Below are 20423 nucleotides of genomic sequence, written 5' to 3'. Positions count from 1 at the left end.
CGTTTAAGGCCTCGGCATAGGGCTAGCATCTCGTTACGTGGCGAAGGTAACGGATCTTGTCAAACGCTTGCTCGTGGGGCGCGCCCTGCGTAGCGGGCAGCTTCACGAGCAACTCCTCCCAAAACGGATAGCACTGCCGGTTTTCGCGAGTGACGCGCTCTCTTCTGTGGCGTATGCGCCCCAAGAGATTCTGGTCATCCTGTCGTTGGCCGGAGTCTCGTTCTTCACCTACAGTCCCTGGATCGCGATGGCCGTCGTGGTCGTGATGCTCACCGTCGTGGCGTCGTACCGGCAGAACGTGCACGCCTATCCGAGCGGCGGCGGGGACTACGAGGTCGCGACCACCAACCTCGGCAAGAACGCCGGGCTCACCGTCGCCAGCGCGCTCATGGTCGACTACGTGCTCACGGTCGCCGTGTCCGTCGCCAACGGCGTCGATTACGTCGGCGCCACAATTCCGTTCGTGGGCCAGCACAGGCCCGCCATCGCCATCGCCATCGTGATCCTCCTCACGGTGATCAACCTGCGCGGCATCCGCGAGTCCGGCGCCGCCTTCGCCGTCCCCACGTACGCGTTCATGATCGCTGTTCTGGGCCTGATCGCCTGGGGCGGGTTCCGGCTGCTGGTGCTGGGTGAGCAGCTCGAGGCGCCGAGCGCCCACTTCACCATCGAGCCCGAGCAGACCAACCTGACCACCTTCGCCGCCGCGTTCCTGATCCTGCGCGCGTTCTCCTCCGGCTGCGCCGCCCTGACGGGTGTCGAGGCCATCAGCAACGGCGTGCCCGCCTTCAGAAAGCCCAAGAGCAAGAACGCCGCCACCACGCTGCTGATGATGGGCCTGGTCGCGATCACGATGTTCGGCGGCATCATCGCGCTCGGCCTCGCGTCGGGCGTGAAGGTCGCCGAGCCGTCCGTGGTGGCCACCGACCTGCACCTGCCCGACGGCACGCCCGTCGGCGCCGGCTACTACCAGCAGCCGATCATCTCCCAGGTCGCCGACGCGGTGTTCGGCGGGGGGTCGCTGCCGTTCGTGGTGATCTCGGCGGTGACCGCCCTGATCCTCTTCCTGGCCGCCAACACGGCCTTCAACGGCTTCCCGGTGCTCGGCTCCATCCTGGCGCAGGACCGTTACCTGCCGCGCCAGCTCCACACCCGAGGCGACCGGCTGGCCTTCTCCAACGGCATCATCATCCTCGCGCTCGGCGCGTGCCTGCTGCTGTGGGGGTTCCAGGCCGACGTCAGCCGCCTGCTGAACCTCTACATCGTCGGCGTCTTCGTCTCGTTCACGCTCAGCCAGACCGGCATGGTCATCCACTGGACCCGCCACCTGAAGACCGAGACCGATCCCAAGGTGCGCCACCAGATGCACCGCTCCCGCGTGATCAACTTCTTCGGCGGGATCATGACGGGGCTCGTGCTGGTGGTCGTGCTGCTGACGAAGTTCCTGGTCGGGGCGTGGATCGTGTGCATCGCGATGCCGATCCTGTTCCTCATGATGAAGGGCATCAGGCGCCACTACGACAATGTGGCGGCCGAGCTGGAGATCAGCGAGGAGTACGAGCCGGCCATGCTGCCCGCTCGCAACCACGCGATCGTGCTCGTCTCCAAGCTGCACAAGCCGACCATGCGCGCGCTGGCCTACGCCCGCGCCACCAGGCCGTCCACGCTGGAGGCCATCACGGTGGGCGTCGAGGGCGAGGACGCGCGCAAGCTGCAGGACGAGTGGGAGCGTCGGGGCATCCCGGTGCCGCTCAAGATGCTCGACTCGCCGTACCGCGAGATCACGCAGCCCATTCTCGACTACGTCAAGACCCTGCGGCGGCGCTCGCCGCGCGACGTGGTGACCGTGTTCATCCCCGAGTACGTGGTCGGCCACTGGTGGGAGCACGCGCTGCACAACCAGAGCGCGCTCAGGCTGAAGGCGCGGCTGCTGTTCAAGCCGGGGGTCATGGTGACGAGCGTGCCCTGGCAGCTGCACTCCTCCGACCGCCTCAAGGGCAGGCCGGAGCCGTTCGCGCCGGGCGCGGTGCGCCGTCCCTGGGAGCAGACCGCCAAAGATGGGGAGCAGGCTCGGGCATAGGGTGTCCCTGTGGAACAGGCATCTCTCGAGCTGACGGTAGGTCCGGTCGCGCACGGCGGCTGGTGTGTGGCGCGCCATGAAGGGCGCGTGGTGTTCGTACGGCACGCCTTGCCAGGCGAGCGGGTGATCGCCGACGTCACCGAGGAGACCGCCAGGTTCCTGCGTGCCGACGCCGTGGAGATCCTGGAGCCCTCGCCCGACCGCGTCGTCCCGCCCTGCCCGTACGCCGGCCCTGGGCGGTGCGGCGGCTGCGACTGGCAGCACGCCACGCTCGAGGCGCAGCGGCGGCTCAAGGCGCAGGTCGTGGCCGAGCAGCTGAAGCGGCTCGCGGGCCTGTCACGCGAGGTCGTGGTGGAGGAGGTGCCGGGCGCCAAGGACGGGCTCGGCTGGCGCACCCGCGTCCAGTTCGCCGCCCGGCCCGGCGGCGAGCTGGGCTTCCGCCGGCACCGTTCGCACGACATCGAGGTCGTGGACGCCTGCCTGATCGCCCACCCGGAGGTGGAGGCGGTCGGGGCGGAGCAGCGCGCCTGGCCGGGCGCGGCCGGCGTCGAGGTCATCGCGTCCTCGGCCGGCGACCGGGCCGTGGTCGTCTCGCCGCGGCCGCGCCGCAGCGTCACCGTGCCCGAGCTCGACGCGCCCGCCTCGGTCCTCCTCGACCAGGGCAAGGGACGCACGGTGCCGCGCCGCGGCTCCGGGGTGCTGCACGAGCAGGTCGGCGACCGCGGGTTCCGGGTGGCGGGCAGCGGCTTCTGGCAGGTGCACCCGGGCGCCGCCGAGACGCTGCTGGACGCGGTGCTGGCCTACGCGGCGCCGGAGCCGGGAGAGTGGGCGCTCGACCTCTATTGCGGGGTGGGCCTGTTCGCCGCCGGGCTGGCGGAGGCCGTGGGGGCCGAGGGGGCGGTGTTCGGGCTGGAGTCGGAGGCGGCCGCCGTCCGCGACGCCCGCGCCAACCTCCGCGACCTGCCGCAGGCTCGCGTCGAGCGGGGGAGGGTCGAGGAGGCGCTGGACCGCTTCCAGATCGAGCGTGCGGACCTCGTGGTCGTGGACCCGCCCCGTTCCGGGCTGGGGCGCGAGGTGGTCGAGCGGATCGCCTCGCTGGACGCCCAGCGGATCGTGTACGTCTCCTGCGACCCGGCCACGCTGGCGCGGGACCTGGCCTGGCTGGCCGAGCTCGGCTACCCGCTCTCCGACCTGCGGGCCTTCGACGCCTTCCCGATGACCCACCACGTGGAGTGCGTGGCCCTGCTGGTCAAGCAGTAGCTCATGGCTCTGACCAGCAGCGGGACCGGGCGTCGCCCGGATTCTCAAGATCATGACGCACGATCATGAAACGCCCCGCTACCGCGGCCCATCCGAGATGTGAAGCTCCCAAGTCTGTACAACGCACAGACGCCCCGCTCCTCCCGAAGGAAGAGCGGGGCGTCCGTCCTGGTCCTACACGTCCAGGCACCACATCCAGCCGTGGTCCGGGATGTAGCAGCGGTACCAGCCGTCGCCTGGGGGCATGGCCTGAGCAGGAGCGCTCGCCATACCGATGGTGAGAACGGCGGTGACAGCCACAAGAGCCAGAGCCGCAGCCCGGCGTACACGAGATCTCATGAGGACCATGCAACCCGTCGGCTCTTGTGAGCCGCTTGGAACGACTGGGAAACCAGCTGTAGCGGGAGCATGCGGGCCATCACGTCTCCCGCCACTCCACGTACGGCAGGACGGCTGTCGAGGCGGTGTAACTCGTCTGGCCGGCCTCGAACGCGGCCGGCACATCGCGCGGAAATGGTTGAAGGGGCCTGCCCGAAGGCGACCCGACCCCGTACGAGGTGTCCCAGCCCGGGACTGTCGTCCGAGGCCGGGCCCTAAGCAGCAGGTGAGATCCACGCGGACACGTCTGCCCGGCTTCGCCCCTCCACCGCCGCCTGTCGGCGCCGGTTGAAGCGACTCGGAGACCCGAAGGCCCCGCCTCCCCGCGTACCTGCACCAGGACTCGAACCTGGGAACCTCCGCATTATGAGTGCGGCGCTCTCGCCGACTGAGCTATGCAGGCGTGCGTCTCGACTATCCCATCAGTAAAGAGGTGGACTCCACCCCTTTATCGCCGAGACGGTCCGCAGGGCGCCTGATGGTCATTTGAGCGCGGCCTTGGCCTGGCACACGCCCCTGCGGGCCCAATCCAGGCGACGCCTGAGGCGTCCCTGGCTGGTTGTAAGACACCGGACTCAGGCAATGCCGTCCTCCGGATCTCGGGCAGTCCCGACACCCGGCATTCCGGGGCGAGACCACCAGCGAAGGCTGGCGCGGAGCACCGACCGCCTTGGGGCTGGAGACCTGCCGAACGAACATGGCCACGGCCATGGCGACGAACGCCATGATGGACCCGGTCTGCTCATCCGACCGAGACGGCCCGACGAGGCCAGCGAGAACGGCGCCGGCGTGCCACGGCTCGATGTGCACGACTGCCGTCACACCGCGGCATCGTGGTTGGTGCAACAGGCGCTTCGCATCAGCAGCGCACGGCCGCGTCGGGGGACTGATCCTGAGGCGTTGACCTGCGTCAACGCGGATTCGATGTGCTCCCGCTGACCCACCGCGTGGAGTGTGTGGACCTGCATCCGTCACCCCGGCCCGCCTCGCGGGTGAGCCGGGCCCTCCTCAGCCCGCGGCGCAAAATGCGCCGCGGGTTTTTCGTGAACCCCCAAGCGATCCCCCGCGTATCTCCAGGTGGCTTCCACGGGGGCCATGGGCGCGTAAAGCCCAGTGAGGCAGGGGTTTCGGGCCCGCGGCGGCGGGGGCACTGACGCCCCATGGGGCACTCTGGTTTACCTGAGTTTCGAGATTTATGTCGCAATTTAGTGACAAGTCGGTCTCGTTCCCGACAGAATGCCTTGCCATCCAGCGTCTATGGCAACTGGAGGGAATCCCCTATGCGTAGACCCATTGGGGTATTTGCCGGGCTCATCGGCCTGGCGGCGCTCTGCGCGCCGATCAGTGCGGCCGAGGCCGCGGCGCAGAGCTCGGCCGAGGCGACAGCTTCGTGCCGCGTGAACGTGGCCAAGCCCAGCCTCACCAACGCATTGAAGATCAAGTCGTTCGCCACCCGCCGTGGCTGCGACGACACCGCACTCCTGCGCATCCGCATCAAGCGCGCCGTCCCGGGCCCCGACCCCGTCATCAAGAGCGGGGCCTCCAAGGACGGCCGCATCACCCTGACACTCGCCTGCAAGCCGGGCACCTATTACGCGGTCGCGACCGACTATCGCGGCGGCACCGCCAAGTCCCGGGCCGTCCGGCTGAACTGCACCCCTGACAGCACGCCGACGCCCACCCCCACGGGCAGCCCCACGGGCACGTCCACCCCGACGCCCACCGCGCCGCCCCCGTCGTCCGGAGGGACGGTCGGCACGGCCGAGGAGAACGAGGTCCTCAGACTGACCAACGCCGAGCGGGCCAAGGGCGGCTGCCAGCCGCTCAAGCACGACCCGCAGCTCCGCGCCGCCGCGTTCGGCCACTCCGACGACATGGCGAAGCAGGGCTACTTCGACCACACCTCCAAGGACGGCCGCAGCTTCATGGACCGCATCCGGGCCGCCGGCTTCAGCGGAGGCACGGCCTTTGCCGAGAACATCGCCTTCGGCCAGCCCTCCCCGGCCTCCGTGGTCGAGGGCTGGATGAACAGCGCGGGCCACCGGGCCAACATCATGAACTGCCGGTACAACCTGATCGGCGTCGGCGTGGCCAAGAACTCCCAGGGCCGGATCTACTGGACCCAGGACTTCGCGGCCAAGTAACCGCGCAGCCTTCCCATCTCGTCGGCGATGGTGGCCAGGGTCCAGTGGGCGTTCAACCCGCTCGGGTTGGGCAGCACCCACACCCTGGCCCCACCGACGAGCTCGTCCTGGGGGCCGATGCGGGCCTTGGGGCGGACGAAGGCCGTGCGGTACGCCGAGATCCCGAGCACAGCCAGGATCGTCGGCGCCGCGGCCGCCACCTTCGCGGCCAGGGCCAGGCCGCCCTCGACCAGTTCCTCCTTGGTCAGCTCCGAGGCCTTGGCGCTCGGGCGGGCGACGATGTTCGTGATGCCCAGGCCGTACGAGGGGAGGAGGTGCTGCTCGGTCGGGGCCAGCAGGCGCGGCGTGAAGCCGGACAGGTGCAGCGCGGGCCAGAAGCGGTTGCCGGGGCGGGCGAAGTGGTGGCCGGTGGCCTCGGACATGAGGCCGGGATTGATGCCGCAGAACAGCACGTCGAGCGAGGGGACCAGGACGTCGTCAATCACGTGCCGAAGATTAGCCCATGTCCTCGAGTTTGCGGCCCTTGGTCTCGCGCACCCACTTCGTCACGAACAGGAACGACAGCACCGCGAAGAGCGCGTACATGGCGTAGGTGAGGGGCAGGTTCCAGGCCGCCATCGCCGGGAACGTCACCGTGACCGCCCAGTTCGCGATCCACTGGGCCCCGGCGGAGACGCCCAGGGCGGCGGCGCGGATGCGGTTCGGGAACATCTCGCCCAGCAGCACCCAGACCACCACGCCCCAGGACAGGGCGAAGAACAGCACGAACACGTTGGCCGCCACGAGCGCGATCAGCCCCTGCGGGTCCGGCAGCGTGACCGTCTTCCCCACCGTCCTGGCCGCGCTGAACGCCCACGCCGCGGTGGCCAGCGAGATCGCCATGCCCGCGGAGCCGATCAGGAGCAGCGGCTTGCGCCCGATCCTGTCCACCAGCGAGATCGCGATGAACGTGCCCACGATGTTGATGATCGAGCTGGAGAAGCTGATCAGCAGCGAGGCGCTCTGGTCGATGCCGACCGACTGCCACAGCACGGACGAGTAGTAGAAGATCACGTTGATGCCGACGAACTGCTGGAAGACCGACAGGCCGATCCCGATCCAGACGATCGCCAGCAGCCCGAGCGCGGGCCCGCGCAGGTCCTTCAGCCCCGGCACCCGCTGGGTGCGCAGCACGTGCTGGATCTCCGCGATGTGGGCCTCGATGTCCACGTCCTCGGGCTCGATCTCGGCCAGCACCTCGCGGGCCCTCCTGGTGCGCCCCGACATGATCAGGTAGCGCGGCGACTCGGGGATGACCAGCGCGAACGTCAGGTAGAACACGGCGGGCACGACGCAGGCGCCCAGCATCCACTGCCACGCCTGCAGGCCCCAGAGGGGGTTGTTCACGTTGCCGCCGGCCAGCTGGGCGATCACGTAGTTGACGAGCTGCGAGACCGCGATGCCGAGCACGATCGCCAGCTGCTGGAACGAGCCCAGCCGTCCCCGGTAGGCGGGCGGTGCCACCTCGGCGATGTACGCGGGCCCGATCACCGACGCCATGCCGATCGCGAAGCCCGCGATCACGCGCCAGAACGCGAGGTCCCAGATGGCGAACGGCAGCATCTGACCGATCGAGCTGACCGCGAAGAGCAGCGCCGCCACCTGCATCGTCCTGGTGCGCCCCAGCCGGTCGGCCAGCCCGCCGCCCGCCCACGCCCCCACGGCGGACCCCAGCAGCGCGATGGCCACCACGAACCCGATCTCGACCGGCCCCACGCGGAAGAACTTCTGGATGCCGACGACGGCGCCGTTGATGACGGCGCTGTCGTAGCCGAACAGGAACCCCCCGATGGCCGCGGCCGCCGTGATGAAGACGACGTGACCGAGGTGCTCGTGGTGCGAGAACTTGGTTGCCATGCAGGTCCTTCCCCGTGGTGGGGGACATACCCGCAGGTCATGGCGTTAGTCAGAGCCGGGGATCCACGGGCTCCGACTCCAGAGCCAGCACCGCGAAGACCGGCTCGTGCACGCGCCAGGCCGCCTCGCCGTCCGCCAGCCGCGACAGGGCCTCCAGCCCCAGCGCGTACTCGCGCAGCGCCATCGAGCGCTTCTTTCCCAGGAAGCGCCGGCGCAGCACGTCGAGCGACTCGGTGTAGTCGGGGCCGTAGATGATGCGCAGGTATTCGCGCCCGCGCACCTTCACCCCGGGCTGCACCCGCCCGGGGGCGTACTCGGCGGGCTTGACCACCATGCCCTCGCCGCCCGCCGCCGTCATGGACTCCCACCACTCGGTCGCCGAGGCCCTCGACTCGGGCGAGTCGAGCGTGACGAAGACGTGCCTGGTGGGGGCGATCAGCGGCGAGTCGAGCAGCGCCAGCGTGGACAGGTGCCAGGCGTGCGGCTCCAGCGCCGTGGCCCGCCCCTCGCAGGCGAGGATCTGGAACGGCGCCAGCCGTATGCCCTCCAGGCCGTCGACCGGCCAGCAGTAACGTGCATAAGCGTCGCGGAACAGGGCAGCGTTGTGGGAGCGGCGCCGGGTGCGGGTCAGCAGTCCGCCCACGTCCATTCCCCGCCCGGCCGCCGCTTCCAGGGCCGCGACCGCCCCGGGCAGCGCGGCGCGGGCGGCCGCGCCGACGGAGGCGTACTGCGACCTGATCAGCTCGCCGGCCTTCGCCGACCAGGGCAGCAGCTCGCAGTCGAGCACCACCCAGTCGGAGCCCAGCTCCGCCCAGAGCGGCTCGCACGCCTCGCGCAGCCGCGCGACCAGCGGCGCCGTGTCGTTGAAGAACGGCCGGCCGGTGCGCGTGTAGACGGCGCCCGTGCTGCCGTCCGTCACCCCGAACCTGTCCGCCGCCGCCTCCGGCGTCCTGGCCAGCACGGCGACGGCCCGCGAGCCCATGTGCTTCTCCTCGCACACGACCTCGCGCACCCCGGCGGCGGCGAACTCCTCGAACGCCTCGTGCGGGTGCTCGAGGTAGCCGTCCAACCGGGACGTCTCCGGCGGCGCCATGGTGGGCGGCAGGTAGACCAGCCAGCGCGGGTCCACCGCGAACCGGCTCATGACCTCCAGGGCCGCGGCCGCGTTCTCCTCCAGGACCTTGACCCTGGTGCCGAACCTGGTCTCGACGTGCCGGGTGCCGATCACGTCGTTGATGTCCAGCATGCCGGGATCGCGGGCCGAGCCCACGCCGAGGGGCTTGCTCGGCTCGTACCAGACCTTCTCTGCCGGGACCTGGACGATCTGCCGCTCCGGGTAGCGCAGCGCGGTCAGGTGGCCGCCGAAGACGCAGCCGGTGTCGAGGCAGATCGTGTTGTTCACCCACTCGGGGCGGACCGTGGGGGTGTGGCCGTAGACGACCATCGCCCGGCCGCGGTATTCGTCGGCCCATGGGTAGCGGACGGGCAGGCCGTACTCGTCGGTCTCGCCGGTCGTGTCGCCGTACAGGGCGAACGCGCGCACCCGGCCCGAGGCACGGCCGTGGTAGGCCTCCTTCAGGCCCGCGTGCGCGACCACGAGCCGGCCGCCGTCGAGGCGGTAGTGGCTGATCAGGCCGTCCATGAACGTCCTGGCCCGCTCCACGAACTCTGGCTCCTGTGCCGTGAGCTGGTCGAGCGACTCCCGCAGGCCGTGCGCGACCGTGACCTTGCGGCCGTTGAGCGCGCGCACCAGCTTCTGCTCGTGGTTGCCGGCCACGCAGATCGCGGTGCCGGCCTCGACCATGTCCATCACCAGGCGCAGCACGCCGGGGGTGTCGGGCCCGCGGTCGACCAGGTCGCCGACGAACACGGCCGTGCGGCCCTCCGGGTGCGTGAGCCCCTCCCAGCCGAGCCTGCGCAGCAGTGCCTCCAGCTCCGAGCGGCAGCCGTGGACGTCGCCGATGATGTCGAAGGGCCCGGTCAGCTCGGTCCTGTCGGACCAGGCCTTCTCGTACGTGATCACCGCGTCGTCGATCTCGTCGAGGCCGCGCAGCACGTGGACCCGCCTGAACCCGTCGTTGGAGATCCTGCTCAGCGAGCGCCGCAGCTCCTTGCGCTGGCGGATCACCACGCCGGGGCCGAAGTCGCGGTCGGGCCGGGCGGCGTTGCGCTCGATGGCCACCTCCTCGGGCGCGTCGAGCACGATCGCGTCGCACAGCACGTCGTGCTTCTTGGCCAGGTCGATGAGGTTCCTGCGGGCCGCGTACTGGACGTTGGTGGCGTCGACCACGGTGAACAGGCCCCTGGCCAGCCGCACGCCGACGATGTGGTGCAGCAGGTCGAACGCCGCGGGCGTGGCCGACTGGTCGTTCTCGTCGTCGGAGACCAGGCCGCGGCAGAAGTCGGAGGAGATGACCTGCGTGGGCTTGAAGTGCTTCCTGGCGAACGTCGACTTGCCGCTGCCCGAGACGCCGACGAGCACCACCAGCGAGAGCTCAGGAACGCTGATCACGGGTGAACACTCCCATCTGGGTCGGCGGGCCGACCTCGGGGTCGTCGTCTCCGACCGGCTCGAACGCGACCTGGTAGCCGTACTCGCCGGCGACCCTGGTGGCCCAGGCGGCGAACTCGGCCCGGGTCCACTCGAAGCGGTGGTCGGGGTGGCGCAGGCCGGTCAGGAACTCGTAGCGGACGTTGTGCTCGACGTTGGGGGTGGTGACGAGCACGTGCTGGGGCCTGGCGCGGCCGAACACGACGCGTTCGAGCGCGGTCAGCCGCGGCGGGTCGACGTGCTCGATCACCTCCATGAGCACCGCGGCGTCGTAGCCGGACAGCCGCTTGTCTGTGTACGTGAGCGCGCCCTGGAACAGGGTGAGCCTGGCGCGCTTGCTGTCGGGCATGCGGTCCAGGCGCAGCTTGCGGGCGGCGATGGTGAGCGCCATCGACGAGACGTCCGTGCCGCCGACCCTGGCGAACCTGGGCCTGGCCAGCAGCGCGCCGACCAGCTCGCCCTGGCCGCAGCCCAGGTCGATCACGCTGGCCGCGCCGAGCTCCTCCAGCTTGGCCAGCACCGCCTCGCGCCGCCGGAGGTTGAGCGGCTTCGCCTTGGGAGCCGGCTCCTCCCGGGGCGCGTCGCCCTGGGCCTCGGCCTCGGCGGCGGCCGCCTCGTCGGCGGCGGTCTCCCCGGCGGGCGCGTCCTCCTCGACCGCGGGCTCCAGCTGCTCCTCGGTCTCGTCGCCCAGCTCGGCCAGGCGCGCCAGCGCGGTGCGGGCCAGCGCCCAGCGCCGCCCCAGGTAGCGCCGGGTGATCAGGCCGCGCTCCGGGTGCCCGTGCAGCCAGCCCTCGCCCGCCCTGATCAGCTTGTCGACCTCGTCGGGCGCGATCCAGTAGTGCTTGCCGTCGTCGAGCACCGGCAGCAGCACGTAGAGGTGGTTGAGCGCGTCGGCCAGGCGGGCCGTGCCGCGCAGGGTGAGCCGGACATAGCGCGAGTCACCCCACTCGGGAAAGCCCTCGTCGAGCGGCAGAGCCTGCGCGTCCACCTCCCACCCGAGCGGCTCGAACAGCCTGGTGGCCAGCTCGGGGCCGCCCCGGCAGGGCAGCGCGGGCAGCCGCAGCTCCAGCGGCAGCGGCGTGCCCGGCAGCTCGGGCCTGGCCTTGCACCGGCCCGCCCGCGCCGTGCGGAACACGTCGGCCAGCGCCACGGCCAGCAGCGAGGAGGCCGCGTAGGGGCGGTCGTTGACGTACTGCGACAGGCTGAAGTCGGGCGAGCTCTTGCCGCGCGACCGGACCAGCGCGATCGGATCCACCTCCAGCAGGAGCGCCGCCGTGCAGCGCTCCTCGTCGGCCTCGGGGTAGAACACCGTCGCCGTGCCGAACGACTGGCCGAACTCCTGCACTCGCCCGGGATGCTTGTGCAGGAGGAAGCCCAGGTCAGTGGCGGGCCTCGCGGTGGTCGTGATCGTCAGCAGCACGCCCCAAGTCTGCCGTACCGCCACGAAGCGCCGCCAATGATTACTTACACGTGCGGGAGCACCTCGGCGGCGATCAGTTCCAGGTGCTCGAGGTCGTTCAGGTCCATGATCTGGAGGTAGACCCGATCGGCGCCCAGCTCGGCGAACTTGCCGATCTTCTCCACGACCTCGGCCGGGGTGCCGCACAGGCCGCCCACGGGCAGGGTCTCGGGGTTCTCGCCGATGGCGGCCGCGCGCCGCTCGACCTCCGCCCGATCCGCGCCCACGACGGTGGTCTGCGCCACCGAGTAGGTCAGGCTGCGCCCGGTCGTCTCGCAGGCCGCCCGCACCCGCGCGAACGCCTGCTCCGTGTCGGCCAGGGTGTGGAACGGGAGGTTGTACTCGTCGGCGTACGCGGCCGCCAGCCTCGGCGTGCGCTTGGCGCCGAATCCGCCGATGATGATCGGCGGCCTGGGCCGCTGGACCGGCTTGGGCAGCGCGGGCGAGTCGGCCACCCGGTAGTAGCTGCCCTCGAACGAGAAGCTCTTCTCCGCGGTCCACAGGCCCGTGATGATCTCGAGCTGCTCCTCGAACCGCCCGAACCGCTCGTTCTGCGGCGGGAACGGGATGCCGTACGCCGCGTGCTCGGTGTCGAACCAGCCCGTGCCGAAGCCCAGCTCGACCCGGCCGCCGCTCATCTGGTCGACCTGCGCGACGCTGATCGCCAGCGGCCCGGGCAGCCGGAACGTGGCCGGCGTCACCAGCGTGCCCAGCCGGATCCTCGAGGTCTCCCTGGCCAGGCCGGCCAGCATGATCCACGCGTCGGACGAGCCGGCGCCCGGGTCGCCGGGTCCGATGCGCATGTAGTGATCGGAACGGAAGAAAGCGTCGAAACCCAGCCGTTCGGCGGCCTGGGCGACGGTGAGCAGGTCGTCATATGTCGAGCCCTGCTGAGGTTCGGTGAAGATCCGCAGCTTCATGACGACATTATCCGCACACAACGGACGCGTGCCGGAAAAGGACCGCGCAGCGGCTCGCGCGCTTGCTACCGTTCGTGTCAGCGCCGGTACGTAGCCGAATGACCACGTGGGGTGGCCTATGCCGCGGCACAAGAGGGAGCCGGGCACGCTCCCGCGCCCACTCGCGATCCTCGGGGCCCTCGCGCTCACCGGCGCCACCGGAGCGATCGTGCGCCTGCTTCCCGCGGGTGCCACGCTCGCCCCGAGGCCGCCGGTGGTGAGGCACTCCCCTGCCGTCTCGCCACCGGTGGCGGTGGAGCCGCAGGCGGCGTTCGTGGAGTTCGTCGACACCGCTCGCGAGCCCGAGTTCGACCTGTCCAAGGAGACCCGGCGCACCGGCGTGCGAAGGTACGCGCTCGGCCATCTCGTCGCCGGCGACGACGGCTGTGCGCCCAAATGGAATGGTCCGTCCCAGTCCGACCCGCTCGATCCCGGCAAGAACCCCGTGGCCAACCGGATCGGCCGCCTCAGGGCGCTGGGCGGCGACGCCGCGCCGGTGTTCGGCGGCCCGGAGGGGGAGGAGCTGGCCGACACCTGCACCAGGCCGGGCGGGCTCGCGGCCGCCTACCGCAGGGTGGTCGGGGCGTTCGACGCCGACAGCATCGACTTCGAGGTCAGCGACAGCGAGGACGAGGCCGCCGTGCTGCGCAGGGCGCGGGCCATCTACGCCATGCAGCGCGAGCGGCGGCTGCAGGTCAGTTTCACGCTGGCGCTGAAGCCGGACGGGCTCGGCTCCCGCGACGTGGCGATGCTGCGGGCCACCCGCCAGGCGGGCGCCGAGATCGGCACCGTCAACCTGCTGGCCGACATCGAGCCGCGCGGCGCCCCGGACGGCCGCCTGCGCCGGGTGGCGGAGGCCGTGCTGTTGGCCAGGGACCAGATCGCGCAGGCCCAGGGTCTGGATGACCCCGAGGAAGCGTGGCCGCGCATCGCGCTCACCCCGGTGCTGGCGGGCGAGGGCGACCTGAACGAGGTCGACGCCCGGACCCTGGCCGCCTACGCCGCCCGCCACGGGCTGGCCTGGCTGTCGCTGCGCGGGGTCGCCCCCAAGCCGGACGTGTCGCGGATTCTTTGGCAGACCTCTCCCTGACTATAGGATTTCCGCGACGGGCGAGGTTTCCAGCGGCAGGGGGATGGCGTGATGGCGGCGCGTCCGGAGACGGCGCGAAAGATCCTGCTCTACTGGATGGACGCCGCGATCCTCCTCCTGGGCGTCATGTTCGCGGTGATCGCCGTCATCTACCTGGTGGACGGCCGGATCTCCATGCTCCACGCCGCGGTCGTCCTCGGCTGCCTGCTGGGGTGCTTCGGCCTCTTCCCCTCCCTGCTCAGGGACGCCTACGACGCCAAGCCGCGGCCCACGCCGAAGCTGGTGATCGCGGGGCTGTCGGCGGTGGTCGCGGTGCTGCTGGTGCCGCGCCAGCCGCTGGAGGGCGTGCCCACCTGGCTGGAGGTCGGCGTCCTGTGGATGTCGGTCGCCGCCCTCTACCTGCCGCCGGTCGTGACCCTCTGCCTCGGCGTGGCCGTGGTCGGCCTGGCCAGCGGCTATGTCATAGCCGTGACCGGCGAGCCGTGGTACGACGTGCTCATTCCCGAGACGCTCAGCGCCGTCGCGCTGACGGTGGCCATGCTGCTCTGGCGCTGGATCTGGTGGACGATCAGGGACGCCCACGACGGCAAGGAGGCCAAGGCCAGGCTGGCGGTGTCGGAGGAGCGGCTGCGTTTCGCCCGCGACCTCCACGACCTGCTCGGGCACAGCCTGTCGGTGATCACGCTGAAGAGCGAGCTGGCCGCCAAGCTGGCGGCCAAGGACGCCGGGCGGGCGGCCGCCGAGATGGCCCAGGTGCACCGGCTCGCCGGCGAGTCGCTGGCCGAGGTGCAGCAGGCGGTGCACGGTTACCAGACGCTCGACCTCGACGAGGAGCTGGCCGGCGCACGCGTGGCGTTAGAGGCGGCCGGTGCGCGCTGCCTGATCGACGCCAGGGCCGACGGGCTGTCGCCGGCCGCCAGGACGCTGCTGGCCTGGGCGGTCCGCGAGGGCACCACCAACGTGCTCAAGCACAGCGCGGCCACCCGCTGCGCGATCACGATCGACGGCGGCGTGCTCGAGATGCTCAACGACGGCGTGGCCGAGCGCCCCTCCGCCCCGGGCAGCGGCCTGCGGGGCCTGTCGGAGCGGCTGGCCACGGCGGGCGGCTCCTTCTCCGCCCAGCCGACCCCGGCGGGAGAGTTCCTGCTGCGAGCGGCGGTGCCCGCGTGAGACGCCGTGCGACGAAGCTGGACAAGATCCGCTGGGTGATCGTCTACTCGACCGACTTCGTCAACATGCTCTCCCTCTTCGGCTACTACGACCTCTACGCCCGCTGGCAGGGCGGAGTGCCGTGGCCGTTGGTCGTCGTCGGCGTCGTCCTGCTGCTGGTCTTCAACGTGCTGGCGACGCGGCCGCACCGGGTGGCCATGAGGGGCGGCAGGCGGCCCACCGCGATCGTGGCCGTGACCGGCGTGATCATCCTGGTCATGTTCGTCGCCGCGTTCATGTGGGCCATCCCGGCGTGGCTGGGCATGCTGGGGCCCTTCGTCCGCAGACGCACCATCGTGATCCTGTCGGTCCTGTCGATCGTGCTGTTCAACCTCTACGTGGCGCTGCTGGGCGTGCCCATCTGGGGCACGCTCCTGGTGCAGTCGGTGTTCACCGGCATGGGCGTGGGCGGCGTGCTGACGAACCTGTGGCTCTGGCGGGTGGCCAAGGAGGCCTACGAGGGGCAGGAGGCGCAGGCCAGGCTGGCGGTCTCGGAGGAGCGGCTGCGTTTCGCCCGCGATCTGAACGCCCTGCTCGGGCAGAGCCTCACCGACATCGCCGCCCGCACCGAGGGCGCCTCGCGCACGCTGCCCGCCGACCCGGCCGCGGCGGCCGGGGAGATGTTCGCGGTGCGTGACCTGGCCCGGCGGTCGCTGCGTGAGGTGCGCTCCGTCGTGCAGAGCTACCGAGCTGTCGACCTGGACGAGATGCTCGCCAGCGTGCGGGCCGTGCTGGAGGCGGCGGACGTACGATGCACCGTGCGCGCCGAGACGGGCTCGCTGTCGCCGGAGACCCGCACGCTGCTGGCCACGGTCGTCCGCGAGGGCGCCACCAACGTGCTCAAGCACAGCACGGCCGGACGCTGCACGATCACGATCGAGGATGGGGTGCTGGAGATGTCCAACGACGGGGTGAGCGGGCCGCCGGGCGAGCACGCGCCCAACGGCCTGGCGGGGCTGGCCCAGCGCGTACGCGCGGTCGGCGGCACCCTGGAGGCCGCGCCGACGCACGAGGGCAGCTACCTGCTGCGGGCGGCGGTGCCGGCATGACGACCAGGGTGTTACTGGCGGACGACGAGCACCTGATCCGGGGCGCCATCGCGGCCCTGCTGGACCTGGAGGAGGGCATCGAGGTCGTGGCCCAGGTGGGCAGGGGTGACGAGGTCGTGGCCGCCGTGGCCGAGCACCGGCCCGACGTGGCCGTGCTCGACATCGAGATGCCCGGCATGGACGGCCTCAGCGCGGCCGAGCAGATCAGCGCGCAGTGCAAGATCGTCATCCTGACGAGCCTGGGCCGCCCCGGCTACCTGCGCAGGGCCATGGCGGCGGGGGTGAGCGGCTTCCTCGGCAAGGACGCCTCGGCGGAGGAGCTGGCCATGGCGATCCGGAAGGTCCAGGCGGGCGGCCGCTACCTCGACGCCGAGCTGGCCGCCGCGGCGATGGCCGCCGGCGACAGCCCGCTGACCGAGCGCGAGCGCGACGCGCTGCGGCTGGCCGGCGACGGGGCCACGATCTCGCGGATCGCGGCCGAGCTGCACCTGACCGAGGGCACGGTGCGCAACTACCTGTCGAGCGCGATGACCAAGCTCAATGCCCAGAACCGCCTGGAGGCCATCCGCACGGCCCAGCGCATGGGCTGGCTCTGAGCACCGCGCAATAAGGCACACAACGCCTGTCGGCTCGGGCACTGAGCCGCCGGCGGCGTCCGCGCTGTACTCGTCCTCGGCCCTCCGATCGGCGGAGGGACCGACTCCGAGGGGGATTCATGAGTACACGGGGGAACAGGGCCACCGTTCTGCGCCGGCACGGGGTGCGCGCCCTGACGGCGGGCGCCGCGCTGGCGGCCGCGCTGATCGCGATCGCCGGGCCCGCGCACGCCGCCACCGGCGTGAGCGTCACCGGCTCGGCGCTGGAGATCACCGGGGACCACGTGGCCGACGACATCGTCGTGTTCGTCGACACCGACGGCTCGCTGATCGTCAGGAACACGGGGGACACGGTCGTCCCGGGCGCGGCCTGCGTGGCCGTGACCGCCAACGAGGTCGACTGCTCCAGCGCCGGCGTCACCGCGGTTGCGGCCGCCACCGGCGCCGGGGACGACTCGTTCAGGAACCGGACGTCGCTGCCGAGCAAGGTGGCCCTGGGGACCGGGGCCGACAGGTTCATCGGGGGTCTCGGCAGGGACCTCGCCTCCGGCGACGAGGGCGACGACAAGCTCGGCGGGCTCGCCGGGAACGACGTCCTCGTGGGAGGCGCGGGCGTGGACACGTCGGACGGCGGCGCCGGCACCGACAGGTGCGACGCCGAGACCGAGCTGTTCTGCGAGAGCTAGCACCCTGGGCTGCGGTGACGTCCGGCCGGGGACGTCACCGCAGCAGTTCGCGTACCTTCGCCAGCAGGTCCACCTGGGTGCGCCAGTCGCCGCCGGCTATGCCGATGACCGCGTGGCTCGCCCCGGCGTCGCGGTAGGCGGCGAGCACCTCGGCGGCCTGCTCCGGCGGGCCGGTGAGCGGGATCGGCAGGACCTCCTCCAAGGGACGGCCGTAGGCGGCGGCGACGCCCGACGCGATCTCCTCTCGCGACGGGACGCCGTCGCCGGTTCCCAGGGCCGCCGTGCCGCCGATCGCGATGACCGGTGCGGGACGGCCCCGGCCCGCGGCCAGCTCCGCGAGCCGGGCCCGGCCTTCGGCCACCTCCCGGGGCGGGACCAGGGACGGGAACCACCCGTCGCCGAGCAGCGCCGCCCGCCGGATCGCCGCGTCGGACGCGTTGCCGACCCACACCGGCGGCATCGTGGCGGCGGGCGCCAGCCGCACGGGCGGCTCGCCGGGCTCGTCCGGCAGCCGCGTCTCCTCGCCCGCGAGCAGCCGGGGCAGCAGTTCCAGGGCCGTGTCGGTACGCCGGCCGCGCGAGCGGTAGGGCGCCCCCGCGGCGGCCCACTGCCCGGCCCCGCCGCCCGAGCCCACTCCCAGGACGAGGCGGTCGCGGGTGACGTACTGCAGGGTCGCGATCTGCTTGGCGGCCCACGCGAGGGGCCGGATGGCGGGGATGAACACGCTCATGCCCACCTTGATCCGCCGGGTGCCCGCCGCCGCGGCGGCCAGGGCGATGGGCCCGTCCAATGTCGGCCCGCCGATGGCCAGGTGGTCGCCGTGCCAGACGCCGTCCAGCCCGGCGTCCTCGGCGTGCCGCGCGGCGGCAGGCAGGTCGACGTCGTCGCGCCGCTGCACGACGACCCCCGGCAGGATGACACCGATCGTGAAGCTCTCCATGCGCTCCACAGTGCAACCTCAAGCGCGGTAGAGGTCAATTTCGCCCACCTCAGGGGCCTCGGATCGAACCGGTGAGAGCGTTTGCGGGGCGCGTCTCGAAAACGTCACGGCTATTGACGGCACGGACATCGTGAATTTACGTTCGCGGTACTTATCCGGTTCAGCAGGCCCGTGCGGCCTGTGACTACTCCAAAGTGATCGCTCACCGGTCTCCAGGGCGGGAGCGCGTTCTGCGTCCTTCCTGGGAGCGCTCCCAGGTGGGAGCCCCCGCCGCCCGTTCGAGAGCAAGCCGGCCCATCGGGGGTCGATGGAAGACGTGCGAACCTTCGCGCCCCGCGCGGAGGAAGGAGAGAAGCGATGCGAAACCGGGCTCGGATCATGATTCCGCTCGTGGCGGCGGGCCTGCTCGCCGCGGCCTGCACCGGCGGCGGAGCCACGCCGACCCCACCGGCCTCCCAGCCGCAGAGCCAGGGCGCGGTGGCCGACGCCAACCCCGACTCGCTGCCGCGCAACGAGACGCTCTACACGACCGGCACCCAGTGGGGGCCGCCCGTCAACTTCAACCCCATCAGGGAATGGGACCACGCCACGGGCACCAAGGGCCTGGTGTACGAGACGCTGTTCCACTATGACGCGACCGCCGGCAAGCTGACCCCCTGGCTGGCCGAGAGCGGCTCGTGGGCCGACGACAAGACGTACCAGGCCAAGCTGCGCCAGGGCGTCAAGTGGGCCGACGGCCAGCCCCTGACGGCCAAGGACGTGGTGTACTCCTTCGAGCTCGGCAAGATGGAGACGATCCCGTACCACAACCTGTGGACCTGGCTGAAGAGCGTCGAGGCCGTCGACGACCAGACGGTGAAGTTCACCTTCTCCACGGCCAACTACCAGCAGTGGGACTTCAACCTGTTCAACCGGTCGATCGTCCCCGAGCACATCTGGAAGGGCCGCTCGGAGAAGGAGGTGCTCGACGGGATCAACGAGAACCCGGTGGGCACGGGCGCGTACAAGTTCATGGCCAAGGACCAGGACCGCGTCGTGCTGCAGCGGCGCGACGACTGGTGGGGCAAGACCGCGCTGAACATGGAGCCCAAGCCGCGCTACATCGTCGACATCGCCACCCCGAGCAACGAGGTCGCGATGGGCCTGCTGCTGCAGAAGGGCATGGACCTGAGCAACAACTTCCTGCCCGGCGTGGCCAACCTGGTGAAGGGCAACTTCGGCCTGACGACCTACTACGCCGAGCCGCCGTACATGTTGTCGGCCAACACGGCGTGGCTGGTGCCCAACACCACCAAGAAGCCGATGGACGACCCCGCCTTCCGCAAGGCGCTCGCCTCCTCGGTCGACGTCAAGAAGATCGTCGAAGGCGTGTACGGCAACCTCGTCAAGGCCGCCAGCCCGACCGGCCTGCTGCCGCAGTGGGAGCAGTACGTCGACCAGGGCGTGGTGGCCAAGTCCGGCTTCGCCTTCGACGCGGCCAAGGCGAAGAAGCTGCTGGCCGACGCCGGGTACAAGGACACCGACGGCGACGGGTACGTCGAGAACAAGGACGGCTCCAAGATCAGCCTGACCATCATCGTGCCGTCCGGCTGGACGGACTGGATGGAGTCGGCCAGGTCCATCGCCGCCAGCGCCAAGACCGCCGGGATCCAGATCACCCCGGACTTCCCCGACTTCAACGCCCTGGTGGAGAAGCGCGCCAAGGGCGACTTCGACCTGCTGATCAACAACGAGCGGCAGCTGTCCAACTCGCCGTACACCTACTACGAGTACCTCTTCCAGCTCCCGATCCAGAAGCAGCAGAACACCGTCAACTTCGCCCGCTACGAGAACAAGCGGGCCTGGGACCTGACCAAGCAGCTCGACCAGGTCAAGACCGACGACGCCGAGGGCATGAAGAAGATCGTCTCTCAGCTCCAGCAGATCCACCTGGACGACCTGCCGGTGATCCCGCTCTGGTACAACGGCCTCTGGGCGCAGTCGAGCAACCAGGTCTGGAAGAACTGGCCGGCCGCGGCGGGCAGCACGCCCAAGACCCCGGCCGTGATGTGGCACAACTGGCTCGAACTGGGTGGCTTCGAGACCCTCACGCAGCTCCAGCCCTCCGGCTCCTGACCCCATCGTCC

At 70.9% G+C, this 20423-nt stretch carries 15 protein-coding genes and 1 tRNA gene; 9 read left to right on the top strand and 7 right to left on the bottom strand.

All coding sequences use genetic code 11. The features are described 5' to 3' along the window. Positions 1 to 37: 37 nt before the first annotated feature. Both ACIBI9_RS08875 and ACIBI9_RS08870 read left to right on the top strand, forming a co-directional pair. Positions 38 to 2080: an APC family permease gene (locus tag ACIBI9_RS08875; protein ID WP_397221368.1), complete on the top strand. Its 2043-nt coding sequence runs from the start codon at positions 38 to 40 to the stop codon at positions 2078 to 2080. Between the two features lie 9 nt (positions 2081 to 2089). Beyond that, complete coding sequence (locus ACIBI9_RS08870; protein ID WP_397221367.1) at positions 2090 to 3340, top strand: class I SAM-dependent RNA methyltransferase; 1251 nt, start codon at positions 2090 to 2092, stop codon at positions 3338 to 3340. A 706-nt stretch (positions 3341 to 4046) separates the two neighbouring features. On the opposite strand, the gene ACIBI9_RS08865 is transcribed toward ACIBI9_RS08870, so the two are convergent. Continuing rightward, a tRNA-Met gene (locus ACIBI9_RS08865) sits at positions 4047 to 4121 on the bottom strand. Positions 4122 to 4998: 877 nt separating this feature from the next. On the opposite strand from ACIBI9_RS08865, the gene ACIBI9_RS08860 reads away from it, so the two are divergent. Continuing rightward, entirely contained in the window at positions 4999 to 5862 is an 864-nt protein-coding gene (locus tag ACIBI9_RS08860; protein WP_397221366.1) for a CAP domain-containing protein, read from the top strand. Here ACIBI9_RS08860 and mug read toward each other — a convergent pair. The 5 genes from mug to ACIBI9_RS08835 are packed head-to-tail and all read right to left on the bottom strand — an operon-like array spanning position 5832 to position 12688. After that, positions 5832 to 6347: a G/U mismatch-specific DNA glycosylase gene (mug, locus tag ACIBI9_RS08855; RefSeq protein ID WP_397221364.1), complete on the bottom strand. Its 516-nt coding sequence runs from the start codon at positions 6345 to 6347 to the stop codon at positions 5832 to 5834. The two genes, ACIBI9_RS08860 and mug, sit on opposite strands and share 31 nt — an antisense overlap. Before the next feature lie 10 nt (positions 6348 to 6357). Beyond that, the gene (locus ACIBI9_RS08850; RefSeq protein WP_397221363.1) at positions 6358 to 7758 is read right to left on the bottom strand and encodes a sugar porter family MFS transporter; all 1401 of its coding nucleotides are present in this window, start codon (positions 7756 to 7758) and stop codon (positions 6358 to 6360) included. A 49-nt stretch (positions 7759 to 7807) separates the two neighbouring features. Next, positions 7808 to 10270 (bottom strand): polynucleotide kinase-phosphatase, encoded by a 2463-nt coding sequence (locus tag ACIBI9_RS08845; RefSeq protein ID WP_397221362.1) that lies wholly within the window; start codon positions 10268 to 10270, stop codon positions 7808 to 7810. Beyond that, positions 10254 to 11729 carry a 3' terminal RNA ribose 2'-O-methyltransferase Hen1 gene (locus tag ACIBI9_RS08840; RefSeq protein WP_397221361.1) on the bottom strand — a complete coding sequence of 492 codons (1476 nt, stop codon included), beginning with the start codon at positions 11727 to 11729 and terminating at the stop codon, positions 10254 to 10256. The genes ACIBI9_RS08845 and ACIBI9_RS08840 overlap by 17 nt, the downstream gene beginning before the upstream one ends. A 44-nt stretch (positions 11730 to 11773) precedes the next feature. Beyond that, positions 11774 to 12688 (bottom strand): LLM class F420-dependent oxidoreductase, encoded by a 915-nt coding sequence (locus ACIBI9_RS08835; protein ID WP_397221360.1) that lies wholly within the window; start codon positions 12686 to 12688, stop codon positions 11774 to 11776. A 118-nt stretch (positions 12689 to 12806) separates the two neighbouring features. Between ACIBI9_RS08835 and ACIBI9_RS08830 the strand changes: the two genes are divergently transcribed. The 5 genes from ACIBI9_RS08830 to ACIBI9_RS08810 all read left to right on the top strand — a co-directional run bounded on the left by ACIBI9_RS08830 (position 12807) and on the right by ACIBI9_RS08810 (position 17357). Continuing rightward, positions 12807 to 13817 (top strand): hypothetical protein, encoded by a 1011-nt coding sequence (locus tag ACIBI9_RS08830; protein ID WP_397221358.1) that lies wholly within the window; start codon positions 12807 to 12809, stop codon positions 13815 to 13817. A gap of 51 nt (positions 13818 to 13868) precedes the next feature. Beyond that, positions 13869 to 14987 carry a sensor histidine kinase gene (locus ACIBI9_RS08825; protein WP_397221357.1) on the top strand — a complete coding sequence of 373 codons (1119 nt, stop codon included), beginning with the start codon at positions 13869 to 13871 and terminating at the stop codon, positions 14985 to 14987. Continuing rightward, on the top strand, positions 14984 to 16075 hold the full coding sequence (locus ACIBI9_RS08820; protein WP_397221356.1) for a sensor histidine kinase: 1092 nt from the start codon (positions 14984 to 14986) through the stop codon (positions 16073 to 16075). Before ACIBI9_RS08825 ends, ACIBI9_RS08820 begins: the two co-directional genes overlap by 4 nt. Beyond that, complete coding sequence (locus ACIBI9_RS08815) at positions 16072 to 16671, top strand: DNA-binding response regulator (RefSeq protein ID WP_192786541.1); 600 nt, start codon at positions 16072 to 16074, stop codon at positions 16669 to 16671. The genes ACIBI9_RS08820 and ACIBI9_RS08815 overlap by 4 nt, the downstream gene beginning before the upstream one ends. A 119-nt stretch (positions 16672 to 16790) precedes the next feature. Next, positions 16791 to 17357, top strand: a complete 567-nt coding sequence (locus ACIBI9_RS08810) for a calcium-binding protein (RefSeq protein ID WP_397221355.1) — start codon at positions 16791 to 16793, stop codon at positions 17355 to 17357. 34 nt (positions 17358 to 17391) lie between these two features. On the opposite strand, the gene ACIBI9_RS08805 is transcribed toward ACIBI9_RS08810, so the two are convergent. Then, positions 17392 to 18297 (bottom strand): LLM class flavin-dependent oxidoreductase, encoded by a 906-nt coding sequence (locus tag ACIBI9_RS08805; RefSeq protein WP_397221354.1) that lies wholly within the window; start codon positions 18295 to 18297, stop codon positions 17392 to 17394. Between the two features lie 357 nt (positions 18298 to 18654). Between ACIBI9_RS08805 and ACIBI9_RS08800 the strand changes: the two genes are divergently transcribed. Beyond that, complete coding sequence (locus ACIBI9_RS08800) at positions 18655 to 20412, top strand: ABC transporter substrate-binding protein (protein WP_397221353.1); 1758 nt, start codon at positions 18655 to 18657, stop codon at positions 20410 to 20412. Positions 20413 to 20423 lie beyond the last annotated feature (11 nt).

This window comes from Nonomuraea sp. NPDC050451 (assembly GCF_044458585.1).
The sequence above is the reverse complement of the archived record's forward strand: the minus strand, read 5'-3'. Positions and strand labels throughout refer to the sequence as shown.